This window comes from Methanobacterium paludis (assembly GCF_000214725.1).
GTDB classification, from domain to species: Archaea; Methanobacteriota; Methanobacteria; order Methanobacteriales; family Methanobacteriaceae; genus Methanobacterium_C; species Methanobacterium_C paludis.
Genome location: NC_015574.1, coordinates 1813193 through 1825961 on the forward strand (window position 1 = coordinate 1813193; position 12769 = coordinate 1825961).

The following is a 12769-nucleotide window of genomic DNA, read 5'->3' on the forward strand; positions in this document are numbered from 1 at the left end:
AAAGAATATTTTATACAAAGAATATTATTGAAAACTTAAAAAACAGTATCAATGAAACCCATTGAATAAGTTTTAAATAAAAAGACTCATCTTTAAAGAACTTTTAAATAATATTAAGTTATAAGTAATATTAAAATTGTTCTTTATATTACTTTGTATTAAGCTTATCTCATTTTAGCTACATAATTTTGCTTACCAAAAAAATAGTATATGAACAGTATACATAATCATGATCAAAGAGAACAATAGGGAAATATGAAATATTAAAACGGTGATTAAATGAATGGACCATGGGTTGAAAAGTACAGACCACAGACTTTAGATGATGTTGTGGGTCAAGATCATATTATTAACAGGCTTAAAAAATACATAAAAGAAGAAACCAGCATGCCTAACCTCATGTTCACAGGCCCTGCAGGGGTTGGAAAAACAACCACAGCAATAGCACTTGCAAAGGCCGTCCTCGGAGAATATTGGAGGCAGAACTTCCTTGAACTCAACGCTTCAGATGCCAGGGGAATAGACACTGTAAGGCATAACATCAAGAACTTCTGCCGCCTAAAGGCAGTTGGAGCCCCATTCAGGATAATATTCCTGGATGAAGTGGACAACATGACCAAAGACGCCCAGCATGCCCTTCGTCGTGAGATGGAAATGTATACTAAAACTTCATCATTCATACTGTCATGTAACTACTCCTCAAAGATAATAGACCCAATACAGTCACGTTGTGCAATCTTCAGGTTTGCCCCTGTTAAAGGCCGTCATGTTATGGGAAGACTTGAAGCAATAGCTGCTGCTGAAAACCTGAAAATAAGCCCAGGCGCAATTGAAAGCATAGTCTACTTCGCAGAGGGGGACATGAGAAAAGCAGTAAATATATTACAAGCTTCCTCATCCATGGACGAAGAAGTAACAGAAGATAGTGTTCATGAAGTTGTGTCCAAGGCAAAACCTAAAGATGTGAGAAAAATCGTGAATAAAGCACTGGACGGCGATTTCCTAGGTGCCAGAGACCTTCTAAGAGAATCCATGGTAGTTCAAGGAACAAGCGGAGAAGACATGGTCACTCAGATATATCAAGAAGTTTCCAGAATGGCAATGGAAGAACTGATCCCAGAGGATGTTTACATAGACTTAATAGAGAGTATTGGAGAGTATGATTACAGGATAAGGGAAGGTGCAAATCCAAGAATTCAACTTGAAGCTCTCCTTACCAAGTTTTTATTACAAACAAAGGCAGATTAAATGTTGTGGACAGAAAAATACGGTCCAAAAAACTTTGAAGAAGTTCTGGGGAACATCAAAGTTAAAAAGGAGATCATGGAATGGACTGAAGAGTGGTTGAAGGGTAACCCCCAGAAATGCCTACTTTTAGTGGGGCCGCCAGGCACTGGCAAAACCACCATGGCCCACCTTGCAGCAAAGGAGTTTTCAGAATTTGTAGAACTCAACGCAAGCGATAAAAGGTCGTACGACATTATCAAAAATACCATCGGTGAATCTGCACTCTCGCGTTCCCTTTTCGGTGAGGGTTTGAAGCTCATAATTCTAGATGAAGTGGACGGTATTCACGGAACAGAAGATAGAGGCGGAACAAGAGCCATAGGCAACATAATAAAAGATGGTAAGCATCCATTAATCATGATGGCCAACGATCCCTACAGTAAAAGACTCACAAGCCTTAAAACAAAATGTAACGTCATAAAACTTCGTAAGGTGCATACAAATTCCATAGTTGCCCTTCTAAAAAAGATATGTGTTAAAGAAAAGATCGAATTTGAGGAACATGTGCTTAGAACCCTTGCAAAACAGTCTAAAGGGGATTTAAGGTCTGCAATAAACGATCTTGAGGCCATAGCTGCTGGGAAAAAGAAGGTTACCTCAGAAGATCTTGAACTCATAGGCAAAAAGGATGAAATTGTAAATATATTCGATTCAGTTAGAACCGTGCTTAAAAGCAGGAATATCCATCATATAAAAGATGCCATGAAAGTTGAGGCCCAACCTAACTTCATTCTAGAACTGGTGGCTGAAAACATTCCTCGAGAATATGAAAAAGCTGAAGAAATATCAAAAGCCTATGAGATGGTTTCTCTTGCAGATACCTATCTTGGAAGGGCATTTCAGACCCGTGCTTACACTTATTGGAAGTACTCTTACCAATTTATGAGTTTAGGAGTTGCACTTGCAAAGGCTGAAACCTACAAGAAGTTTGCAAAGTACACAACATCATCAGTTTATACAAAGTTGTCCAAAAACCGTGCCAAAAGGGATCTGAGGGATGCAGTTGCAGAAAAGATTGGAGAAAAGCTCCACAGCTCAAAAAAGGTTGCAAGGGAACAGTTTCCATACTTTGAGATAATGTTCCAGGACGATGAGATCGCCTATGAAATAGCCACCTACTTTGGACTAGACGATAAAGAGGTTAAACTCTTCAGATCAAAGAAAATAAAGGTTAAAAAAGCAAAGCCAACTCGCAAAACCAGTGCAAAATCAAAATCCAACACTGAAAAAGATGTTAAGAAAGATAGTGAGAAATATTCTGGAAAATCAAATAAACCTGGAATATCTAAAAGCTCTAAAGAAACATCCTCACCTTCAAAGTCTGATGCCGAAAACTCCAAAACTCCAAAAACTAGAAAAACTGTTAAAAAAGCAAAAAGATCTCAAGAAAAAGAAGAAAAAACATCAAAGGACAAAAAAGCAAAATCTGGAGAAGAATCATCTAATTCTGATAAAAAAGATAAACAAACGTCTCTTTTCAATTTCTAATTTGTTTTATAGCTTCTTTTATTTTTGATCCGTCTTTTTCTCTTTTAAACCTTATTTAAATCCTTTATCAAAATTTATTGATAATCCTTGATAATTATTTAATTTGATAATTATTTAATTAATACTGTTTAAATCTTGGATAATATTCCAAGTTTAAAAAAACATTCAAATTCTTTATTCAACTTCATATACGAACTTTGCAGATTTAAGCATGTTCTCCTTGACATCTGGAATAAATTCCTCTAAAAAATGGATCAAATCCTTTGAAAAACTTGCTTTATTTTCATAAGTACATTCTAAACCATATTTTTCAAGCCATGAAATGATCCATGGCCTTGGAACGTTTACAATGGGGCATATGACTTTTAAAATGCCAAATTCTTCATCAAAGCTTAAAGGTTTTATTTTTGCACCGTTAAGCATCAATTCAATGATACTTTCTGCCTCATCATCGAGTGTGATTGGCAGAGCAATGGAATCAGCACCAGAACCCGTTGCATCCTCCAGACAGTCCCCAAATATGAGTTCAATACCATATTTCCTTGTATATGATTCTAAAACTGCATAAAGTGTGAAATTAAAACAGTTTTGATCTTTAAGCAGGAAAATTTTATCCCTTGGTTGAATTACATTTTTTAGAACCCTCGAGGCTCTGGTACATATCTTCTGGAACAGTTTGGACCTTATAACTTTATAATATGGAAATTTTCGCAAAAAGAGTTCTTCTTTCCTTCTTGAAAATCGTGAAAACTTCAAATTATTAATAAACACGTATTCATCCAGAATGCTCACAAATCTTGTGTCAACACCAATTTTATGTAAAAATTCAGCTGTTTCTGTATTCATTATATCAAGTTATAGATGTTTCCATTTATAAATAAATGTGAATAAAGATGATTATTTTTTTTATTGAAACCCATATGAAATCTTTTATTGAAACCCAAATATGAAATTTAATTACCTAATTACCGATGAAATTAAAAGTAATTAGTTTAAAATGAAATAAAAAATGTGAATTATTTCACTCGTCTTCTCCTTCTTCTTTTTTACGTAACGATTTACCTTTAACAGACTTTTTGATGTCTCCACCGGTTTTTGTAACTGATTTACCCACGCTTTCAAGGGTTTTTTTGGCGCTTTCTGCACCTTTCTGGAGGGGGCGGTCTGCTCTCTCATTTATTTCGTCCTTGGTAAGGTTCAACATAACCTGGTCCCCAATTTTAGCCACCTCATCGTGGTCCACTTTAAATGAACCTTCAATGCCTAGAATGCCTGTAGATACCATCAAAGCTGTTATGGACCATGTTTCTGTATCTAAATTGAAATCGGATATTTCTCCAACTACAAATAAATCGTTATCCAGAACTTTTTTTCCTAAAAATTTCTTTGCCTTCAACTCCACATTAACACTTCCACTTGAGAGTATAACTACCATTTTATGTTATTTATATTTTTTTAAAACACGGTTGGAAATGGTTAAAACAAAATGTGGTCGTTAATTTACTAATAAAGGTTAAAGACAAAATTTGGTATTCATTTTGCAGATAACATTAGCAGATAAATTTCAAAATCTTGAATAAAAATCTTGAATAACTTTAAAGCCATAAAATAAAAGATTAAAAAATACAAATAAACATCAATTAAGGGGGTTTTAGATGCTCAAACTGTTTGGCAAAAAATCTGATGAAAAATCTGAGGGTGAAATTCTTGAGATAGAAGTCCAAAAACCTGTTGACTGCCTCTGTGATTTTACATACAACTTCCACTGGCAGCACAAAGGAGAAAAGCTTGATCCGAGTTGGAAAATTCCAGGAAATATGTATACATTTGGATATCTGGTTGAACACTTGAAAAATGGAGGAGATGTGAAGATCAAAGGAGATGCAGGTCACAGACTCTGTTCAAGCATGGGCACCGACCTCAAATATTTTGGAGGCACAGGTGGTGACGTTAAAGTGGGCAACGTCATCGTCGAAGGCAACGTGGACACCAGAATGGGAATAAGCATGGTTCGGGGCCAAATATACGTAAAAGGAAAGGTGAAGGAACCTGTTGGAAACGTTGTTAAAGTAGAATCTGATAAAAAGGGTTATAAAAAGTTCAGATCAATCACAGACATCCTGACAAATGGACTTAAAGGAGATAAGCTTAAAGGATGTCAATTAATGGGCAACAAACTCATAATTGATGATGGACAAGTCAAAGACACAGTTGGTGCCAGGTTGAATGTTGATGCAGAAATATTTATGAACGGAAATGTTGACCTCAGCACAGGGATACTCATGAGGAAAGGAACTGTAAGGATCAATGGAAATGCGGGTAAAAATACAGGAGCACTTCTTAATGGGGGAACAGTTGTTATTAACGGTCATGCAGATGATTTTACGGGTATAGATATGATAAAAGGCACGATCATTGTTAATGGTGATACTGGAAAATTTTTGGCTGCAAATAAAAAAAGTGGAGTTGTAATGGCTAAAAAAGGAAGTTCCATACCTCCCACAGAGCAAAAAAATCTCGATAATGATGATAGAAGATTGATTTTGAATTATGGCTTCAATCCACGGGATTTTGTGAAGTTTGAGTGAGTTTAATATAACAAACAGATGAGTAAAATGCTTTTATACCAAAAAGTATTTGAAATCCAATTGATGAAAATGTGATGTTCAACTTTAAAAGTTAAAGCATGTTTGGGATTTTAAAAGATTAGATTTAGAACTAATTCTGAATCCCGGAATAAAACCACTACTATGAATCCCAAAATAAAACACCATTCTAAACTAGAATGAAAATATTGACCAATTCAATAGATTAATTGGATAAATTTTGGGCTAAAGCTTTTATTCAATGCAAATCTTATTAGTTTTATGGTAAGCATAGTTGAATTTTTGAGTCTTTTTGTGATTAATATTATAAGTAGTCTGGGTTATTGGGGTGTTTTTATTGGAATGACCCTTGAAAGTGCCTGCATACCTCTTCCAAGTGAGATAATAATGACTTTCAGTGGTTTTGTTGTGTGGCAGGGTAACACCAACATGACGCTCTGGGGAATAACCCTCGTCGGAGCACTGGGCAACCTCCTCGGATCACTCATAGCTTATTTTGTGGGATTGAAAGGTGGAAGACCGTTACTTGAAAAGTATGGTAAGTACATACTCATTACCCATAAAAATCTGGAAACTGCGGATAAATGGTTTGATAAGTACGGTTACGAAGCAGTGTTAATAAGCAGAGTCCTACCGGGGATACGGACCTTCATATCCTTACCGGCCGGAATCACACACATGAACCTGAAAAAATTCACAATCTACACCTTCCTGGGATCACTACCATGGTGCTTCGTACTAGGCTACATAGGAGTCCAACTAGGGCCAAGATGGGATATAATAAGCAAATACTTCCACATACTAGACATAATCGTCATAATAGCACTCATAGGACTCATAGGATACATGATATACAAATACAAGTATAAAAACAGTACAATTTAAATCCGATACTATAGAATCCTTTATTTCTTTAATATACATTATTCATTTTTTATTTTACTTTTTGTTTGTTTCAAATTTTATTATTTAAAAATTTAGGATCATAAAGGGTATTATAATATATCCTTTCTTTCTATCATTTATCCCAATTTTATAGATTAAACAGGCTTAAAAATAATAAATTTTATTTCTTAATTTTTGTATGGTTTGTAAAATTATTTATAATATATAAATCATAATAAAACTAAAAAATATGGTGTTAATATAAAAAAATTAGGTGTTTAATATGAAAGGTGCAAGTACATGGAAGCTAAAATTGAGACTTTGGATAGTCACAGTGGCATTATTTGCATTACTTTACGTTATTGTAATGCTTATTAGTTCTTACTTTGGCTTTGGAGGGCCGCTCGCCTTTACAGTTCTTGCATTCATAATTGTGTTTGCCCAGTACATGCTCGGCCCCAAAATAGTTGAAAGCACCATGAGGGTTAACTACGTATCTGAGGCTGAAGCCCCACGTTTACATGCTATGGTTGAAGACCTTGCCATCAAAGCAAATATACCAAAACCTAGAGTTGGTATTGCTGAAATAGGCATTCCAAACGCATTTGCATTTGGAAAAACTAAGAAGGATGGAAGGATCTGCGTAACTCGCGGTATTTTAAAGCTTTTAGATGACGAAGAGCTTGAAGCTGTTCTAGGACATGAAATGTCCCACATACGCCACAGCGACATGATTGTAATGACCCTCATTAGCGTTGTGCCCCTGATATGTTACTACATCTTCATAAGCACCCTTTTTTCAAGTGGCGAAAGGAACAGTGGCGGTGCAATAATTGGAATAGCTGCCCTTGGAGCTTATCTAGCAGGACAACTTCTTGTTCTTTTTGTTTCACGTGTGCGGGAATATTATGCTGACCAGGGAAGTGTTGAACTTGGATGTAAACCTCACAAACTTGCAAGTGCCCTTTACAAACTTGTATACGGATCTGCTGCAGCCAATAAAGACGAGTTAAAAAAAGTAGAAGGTTTAAAGGCCTTTTTTGTAAACGATGTTTCTGATGCAAGCAATGAAATCAAAGACTTAAGACAGATAGATGTGAACCTGGATGGAGTTATAACTGAGGATGAACTTGCAGAACTTAAATATACCCCCGCCAAGATTGGTACCGGCGCCAAAGTAATGGAAATTCTATCAACACATCCCAACATGGTTAAAAGGGTCAAAAGACTGGCTGAACTCAGCTAAATTTTTAAGAGAATATAATTAAATGTTACGGGCAAATTGGTAGTTTATTATTTTATTATCTCCTGAACTCTCCCCACCTGCCCATCTTCAAGTCTTACCTTTATTCCATGAGGGTGAAATGAAGATTTCGTGAGTAAATCTTTAACTATGCCTTTAGTCCTTTTTCCACTACGTTGATCTTTTTTCAGTACTATATAAACTTCAGATCCCCTTTTAATATCTTTTCTGTTTTGTCCATTCATTGTTTCAATCCTCTTGTACAGTATTCTTCGTTCAATTTCATGTAAAATGTTATGATACTTCAAAATCTAAATTAGAGAACCTTAATATCCTTTTAAATAAAAAAGGAAAGGAGTTAGATAAATTAATAAAAAGCCCAATAATCTTTAAAAATCACATTCAAGTTTTTAATAAACCTTCACGACCCCAACCACGTTCTCTTTTGGGAGCCATGTATCCAAAGGTGTTTTTTCAATGGTTAAAACCTCTGAACGACCGTTTTCTACCACTGTTTTGGTACCAATCACTTCTATCTGCCTGTTATCACTTCTAAGATAGACTTGACTACCATTGATTGCTGCAAGCCTCTTTACTATGAGGCCATAGGTTGGGTGGCGTGCAACCACAATCTCCCCAACTTTTAAATCTGTTGTTTTAAGCAGAATTATACTCTGACCATCCTGAAGAGTTGGAACCATTGATGTCCCCTTTACACTGGCCGGCATTGGAAGTTGGTCTACTCCAAACTGCGATTCTATCTTAACTGAAGCGGTGCAGTTATATTTCTTTGCAATGGCTTTAATATCCGATTTAAAACTATCAACAGTACTTTTATCATCGTTTAAATCGTTGCCCGACGTCTGCCAGATTTCGCTTCTCATGCTGGATGGAATGATGGAAAAAGACGTCATATCTACAGCTGTTATGGCTGTTCCATTGGTTTTTATGGTTATACCAACATCATGTGAATTGGAACTTACATAAAATGCCGTAACCGCTAGAGCAATCACTGCGATCGATGCTAAAATCATCCATGTCCTTGATTTCATTGTTATAATCACCAATTTCCCAGTTTATCTAAAATATTCCTCGTGTTTGTGACGTCCAGCTGGCCTGGCGCTGATTTTTTATCCAATGACGCGAAAGTAATGGGTGAACCGAAAAGTGGTGCAATAACCCTGGTGTACTTTCCAATATTCCCCATGGAAATTCCTATGGTATTTTGAACACGTGACAATACTTCCAATACCACCAGAGTGTCCTGTATGTTCTCAGGCATCACAGCAAACTTTGAAATATCTCCAATTTCACTTTCCCTTTTTACAATATCCAGAAGTTCTGTTACAGAAGGAGTTTTTTTAAAATCATGATATGAAATTATAGTAGCCTTTGAAACTTTTATAATTTTTGATCTGTAATTTTCATCGGTTTTAAGCTCTATATCGACAAAATCAGCATATTTAGCGGCTTCAAAAAGAATTTCTATTCTTTCCTCCTCCGATCCATCGAATGATCCTCCTTCCTTGGACGTTCTGTTTGTTGCAATAAAAGGGTAGTTTATATCCTTAATTAGACCTTTTATCTCATCTGGATCCGGATCGTCAAGCCCATCTATTCTGAACTCTAGTATATCTGCACCCATTTTTATGGCATTATTTGCAGATTTAATAACAGATTCAGAGTTTTTTTCAAGTATAGGGACACATATCATTGGTTTTTCAGGCAACGTGTAACACGACTCCTTCAATTAAATTAAGACTTTTAGTTATGTTAATTGAATTAAAGAACTTTTAAACTTTAATTTCGATGATATATTATATCTTAAGTACAATTTAATAAGCCATTCCATTAATATTCATCTTTATCTCTTACTAAAAAATTTATTCCATATGGAATATTCCCCATACAATTTATTAATGAAATTGGGAAAATCCTATAAAAATCTATAAAACCAAGTTCTCCCAATATAAGCATGAAATGATCAGGCATGCTTAATAAGACATGCTTAATGGAATACATGATAAATTTAAGGAATTTACAAAAAAAGGGACAGGAGAAAAATAAAATAATTTTAATAACATTAAAATTACCAAAAAATCCTCATAACAATCTTATAGAATTTAAATCGTGATTTTAAATTCTTAAGGGGTGATAAATTTGAAATTAACTTCAATCGGTGCAGATATATCTGGAAACGACGTTTCTTGTAGTATGGAACTTATAAAAAGACTTAAAAATGATATTCCTACCCTTATGGATATTGGGGCCCATAAAGCTGCGCTAACAAACATCACAGGCGATGATGTGGTTATAAGTGCGTTTGTTCCTGATGAAAAGTTAGAAATTATTAACGCAGGAATCGTAGACATCCTCAGGAAAAATGCAGAGAATCTGGGAGATGTGGATGGAATATCCGAAACCCCTGAAGGTGCCGGAGAAGGGATATCTTATGCAGAAGCAAATATAAGGCAGGACAGATATCCCGATGGAATAATCATTGCTTTTGACACTTATGGCGGAGAACCTTTCGTTAAAAATGTTGCAAAATCAGTAATGGCTGCTGCAGCCGGTATGGAAAATGTCACAGACATTGGCGGAGGAAGTTTAGATGGAATCCGCAAAATACCTGGCGTGGGATATGTTTCAGATGAAACAGATGACCCTGTAGTCATTGCAACCATCGAGGACATAGAAAGCATTGGAGTTGTGGCAGGTGCCATGATTGGAGCTGCACTAGGCAACAAAAATGTTTACATGGTAAAAAGGGGAACACCTTCCTACGTAATTCCTGGAAGTGTTATACTATCGGTTTCAGCTTACATGAATGGGAACGTAATGGACCTTGCGGTACCTCTTGCAGCAAGGATGAGAATTTTAGAATAAAGGGACTGTTTTAAGGTTATTATGAGTTATATATAAATAATTTATTTTTAGTTAATAGTAATGATACAATTAATAACTAAATTAGAATAGGATGTAAATTAAAATAGGGACGTATAGAGGAAAATTTAATTACAATAGATTTAAGAGCGTGATAATAATGATAATTCTTGATGAAAGCACAAGATGTGTTGTGCAAGGAGTTACAGGTAAACAGGGTTCATTTCACACGGAACAGATGCTCAAATACGGTACAGATATAATATTGGCAGGAACCAGCCCTGGAAAAGGCGGGCAAAAGTTTGGAGAACTTGATGTTTACAACTCCATAGAGGAAGTTAAAGAAGAAATAGATATCAATGCGTCCATAATATTTGTGCCGGCACCCTTTGCAAAAGATGCGGCCTTTGAAGCCATATCACAGCTTGACCTTGCAGTCATAATAACAGAACATATTCCAGTCCACGACTCAATGGAAATAGTTGAATACGCAAAACAGAACAATACCACTATTATAGGGCCGAACACCCCCGGGATAATAACACCGGGCATTGGAAAGCTCGGAATAATGCCCACCCACATATTTAACGAAGGAAACATTGGAATAGTTTCAAGGAGTGGGACACTGACCTACGAAGTAGCAAGTCAAATAACCAATGCAGGCATGGGTCAAAGTACATGTTTAGGAATTGGAGGCGACCCTGTTGTTGGGATGGACTTTTCAGACGTCCTTCAAATGTTTGAGGATGATAAAGATACTGACGTTATGGTAATGATCGGTGAGATCGGTGGAAATGCAGAGGAGAAAGCAGCGGAGTTCATAGCTCAAAACATTCAAAAACCGGTTATAGCTTACATTGCAGGTGTAACCGCCCCAGAGGGTAAAAGAATGGGGCATGCTGGTGCCATAATAGAAGGTGAAAGCGGTACAGCTGCAAGTAAAATAAAAGCCCTTAAAAATGCAGGAGTGCACGTTGTAACACGACCTTCTGAGATTGCAGAAATTGTTAAACAGCTTTAATAGCAATTTCTGATTTAAATAGATTGGATTTAAAACAAATTTTAATAAGTTTTGCAGATATAATATATATACTACTGGATTTGTACATGAAATTAACCCTATTTTCAGTTAAAAAAATTAAATTAAAAATCAACAAGTGAGAGAAATGGTAGAAAAAAAGGAGATTATAACTAAACTTTTAAATGGGGAAATGAAACTCCACGAAATCGAAAAGTACACAGAAAATGTTGGTGAAGCCCTTAATATCAGGCGAGAATTTGCAGAAAAACTCTCAAACACCTCTCTGGAAAACCTATCAAAATACTCACTTGACATGGAAGAGGCTATGAAAAGGAACATAGAAAACCCTATAGGAGCAGTGCAAATACCTGTGGGTCTTGCAGGTCCTCTTCATATAAATGGGGAACATGCAGATGGTGAATTCTACGTTCCACTTGCAACATCCGAAGGAGCACTCGTTGCATCTGTAAACAGGGGATGTTCTGTTATTAAAGCATCTGGTGGTGCAACAGTCAGGATAATTGGGGATAAAATGACAAGAGCCCCTGTTATAAAAGCAAAATCCGTTGCAGATGCCGTGGAAATTAAAAACTGGATTGATAAAAATTTCATGGAACTTAAAAAGGCTGCAGAAGTAACAACCAGGCACGGAAAACTTGTGAGAATAGATCCTATTGTTGTGGTTGGAAAGTACGTTTATCCACGGTTTGTTTTTACCACAGGCGACAGTATGGGGATGAACATGGTTACAATAGCAACAGAAGCTGCTTTAAACCTTTTAACCCATAAGACAGGAGCTCATGTAATTGCATTAAGCGGTAACTTCTGCGTTGACAAAAAACCATCCACCCTAAACTTCATAGAAGGCCGTGGAAAGAGTGTGGTTGCAGAAGTTGTTGTACCAAAAGAAATTGTAAATAAAAAGCTTAAAACAACCCCTGAAGCAATTTTAGAGGTTAACATTGCCAAAAATTTAGTTGGATCAGCTATTTCAGGCAGTATGGGTTTCAATGCACACTATGCCAACATGATAGGTGCAGTATTCCTTGCAACAGGCCAGGACGAAGCCCACATAGTTGAGGGAAGCCTTGGAATAACCACAGCCGAAGAAGTGGATGGAGACCTTTACTTCTCTGTAACACTACCAGACATGCCAATAGCCACCATAGGTGGAGGTACACGTCTTGAAACTGCCAGAGAATGCCTTGAGATCATGGATGTCGCAGGCAACGGCAAAGTCGGGAAGTTCGCTGAGATCATTGCAGGAACTGTTCTGGCCGGAGAACTTTCACTTATGGGTGCACTGGCTGCAGGTCACCTGGCAAGGGCTCATAAAGAGCTTGGAAGAGGATAGCT

At 36.5% G+C, this 12769-nt stretch carries 13 protein-coding genes; 8 read left to right on the top strand and 5 right to left on the bottom strand.

The genetic code is table 11. The annotated features are described in order from the left end of the window. The first annotated feature begins 279 nt into the window (after nt 1–279). Together MSWAN_RS08490 and MSWAN_RS08495 are read left to right on the top strand one after the other, a co-directional pair. On the top strand, nt 280–1248 hold the full coding sequence (locus MSWAN_RS08490) for a replication factor C small subunit (RefSeq protein ID WP_013826229.1): 969 nt from the start codon (nt 280–282) through the stop codon (nt 1246–1248). After that, on the top strand, nt 1249–2775 hold the full coding sequence (locus MSWAN_RS08495) for a replication factor C large subunit (RefSeq protein ID WP_013826230.1): 1527 nt from the start codon (nt 1249–1251) through the stop codon (nt 2773–2775). Nucleotides 2776–2949: 174 nt separating this feature from the next. On the opposite strand, the gene MSWAN_RS08500 is transcribed toward MSWAN_RS08495, so the two are convergent. Further along, complete coding sequence (locus MSWAN_RS08500) at nt 2950–3621, bottom strand: tRNA lysidine(34) synthetase (protein ID WP_013826231.1); 672 nt, start codon at nt 3619–3621, stop codon at nt 2950–2952. A gap of 175 nt (nt 3622–3796) precedes the next feature. Continuing rightward, complete coding sequence (locus MSWAN_RS08505; protein ID WP_013826232.1) at nt 3797–4210, bottom strand: PRC-barrel domain-containing protein; 414 nt, start codon at nt 4208–4210, stop codon at nt 3797–3799. Between the two features lie 220 nt (nt 4211–4430). Here MSWAN_RS08505 and MSWAN_RS08510 point away from each other — a divergent pair, with 220 nt between their 5' ends. The 3 genes from MSWAN_RS08510 (at nt 4431) to MSWAN_RS08520 (ending at nt 7512) form a co-directional block, all read left to right on the top strand. After that, nucleotides 4431–5363, top strand: a complete 933-nt coding sequence (locus tag MSWAN_RS08510; protein ID WP_013826233.1) for a hypothetical protein — start codon at nt 4431–4433, stop codon at nt 5361–5363. Between the two features lie 279 nt (nt 5364–5642). After that, nucleotides 5643–6266, top strand: coding sequence for a DedA family protein (locus MSWAN_RS08515; RefSeq protein ID WP_013826234.1), 624 nt, complete (start codon nt 5643–5645; stop codon nt 6264–6266). A gap of 283 nt (nt 6267–6549) precedes the next feature. After that, entirely contained in the window at nt 6550–7512 is a 963-nt protein-coding gene (locus tag MSWAN_RS08520; protein ID WP_013826235.1) for a zinc metalloprotease HtpX, read from the top strand. A 47-nt stretch (nt 7513–7559) separates the two neighbouring features. Here MSWAN_RS08520 and MSWAN_RS08525 read toward each other — a convergent pair whose 3' ends face one another. The 3 genes from MSWAN_RS08525 to aroD all read right to left on the bottom strand — a co-directional run bounded on the left by MSWAN_RS08525 (nt 7560) and on the right by aroD (nt 9238). Continuing rightward, complete coding sequence (locus MSWAN_RS08525; protein WP_013826236.1) at nt 7560–7754, bottom strand: YwbE family protein; 195 nt, start codon at nt 7752–7754, stop codon at nt 7560–7562. Between the two features lie 165 nt (nt 7755–7919). Continuing rightward, nucleotides 7920–8561, bottom strand: a complete 642-nt coding sequence (locus MSWAN_RS08530; RefSeq protein ID WP_048188053.1) for a S24/S26 family peptidase — start codon at nt 8559–8561, stop codon at nt 7920–7922. 8 nt (nt 8562–8569) lie between these two features. Continuing rightward, nucleotides 8570–9238, bottom strand: a complete 669-nt coding sequence (gene aroD, locus MSWAN_RS08535) for a type I 3-dehydroquinate dehydratase (protein ID WP_394295788.1) — start codon at nt 9236–9238, stop codon at nt 8570–8572. Between the two features lie 431 nt (nt 9239–9669). Between aroD and MSWAN_RS08540 the strand changes: the two genes are divergently transcribed. The 3 genes from MSWAN_RS08540 (at nt 9670) to hmgA (ending at nt 12767) form a co-directional block, all read left to right on the top strand. Further along, nucleotides 9670–10395 carry a hypothetical protein gene (locus tag MSWAN_RS08540; protein ID WP_013826239.1) on the top strand — a complete coding sequence of 242 codons (726 nt, stop codon included), beginning with the start codon at nt 9670–9672 and terminating at the stop codon, nt 10393–10395. 157 nt (nt 10396–10552) lie between these two features. Continuing rightward, nucleotides 10553–11413 (top strand): succinate--CoA ligase subunit alpha, encoded by an 861-nt coding sequence (gene sucD, locus MSWAN_RS08545; RefSeq protein WP_013826240.1) that lies wholly within the window; start codon nt 10553–10555, stop codon nt 11411–11413. Nucleotides 11414–11558: 145 nt separating this feature from the next. Beyond that, nucleotides 11559–12767: a hydroxymethylglutaryl-CoA reductase (NADPH) gene (gene hmgA / locus MSWAN_RS08550; RefSeq protein WP_013826241.1), complete on the top strand. Its 1209-nt coding sequence runs from the start codon at nt 11559–11561 to the stop codon at nt 12765–12767. Nucleotides 12768–12769: the final 2 nt, after the last annotated feature.

Coding starts and splice junctions, on each gene's coding strand:
- MSWAN_RS08490 (WP_013826229.1), top strand. CDS start 280: ATGAATGGACCATGGGTTGAAAAGTACAGACCACAGACTTTAGATGAT.
- MSWAN_RS08495 (WP_013826230.1), top strand. CDS start 1,249: ATGTTGTGGACAGAAAAATACGGTCCAAAAAACTTTGAAGAAGTTCTG.
- MSWAN_RS08500 (WP_013826231.1), bottom strand. CDS start 3,621: ATGAATACAGAAACAGCTGAATTTTTACATAAAATTGGTGTTGACACA.
- MSWAN_RS08505 (WP_013826232.1), bottom strand. CDS start 4,210: ATGGTAGTTATACTCTCAAGTGGAAGTGTTAATGTGGAGTTGAAGGCA.
- MSWAN_RS08510 (WP_013826233.1), top strand. CDS start 4,431: ATGCTCAAACTGTTTGGCAAAAAATCTGATGAAAAATCTGAGGGTGAA.
- MSWAN_RS08515 (WP_013826234.1), top strand. CDS start 5,643: ATGGTAAGCATAGTTGAATTTTTGAGTCTTTTTGTGATTAATATTATA.
- MSWAN_RS08520 (WP_013826235.1), top strand. CDS start 6,550: ATGAAAGGTGCAAGTACATGGAAGCTAAAATTGAGACTTTGGATAGTC.
- MSWAN_RS08525 (WP_013826236.1), bottom strand. CDS start 7,754: ATGAATGGACAAAACAGAAAAGATATTAAAAGGGGATCTGAAGTTTAT.
- MSWAN_RS08530 (WP_048188053.1), bottom strand. CDS start 8,561: ATGAAATCAAGGACATGGATGATTTTAGCATCGATCGCAGTGATTGCT.
- sucD (WP_013826240.1), top strand. CDS start 10,553: ATGATAATTCTTGATGAAAGCACAAGATGTGTTGTGCAAGGAGTTACA.
- hmgA (WP_013826241.1), top strand. CDS start 11,559: ATGGTAGAAAAAAAGGAGATTATAACTAAACTTTTAAATGGGGAAATG.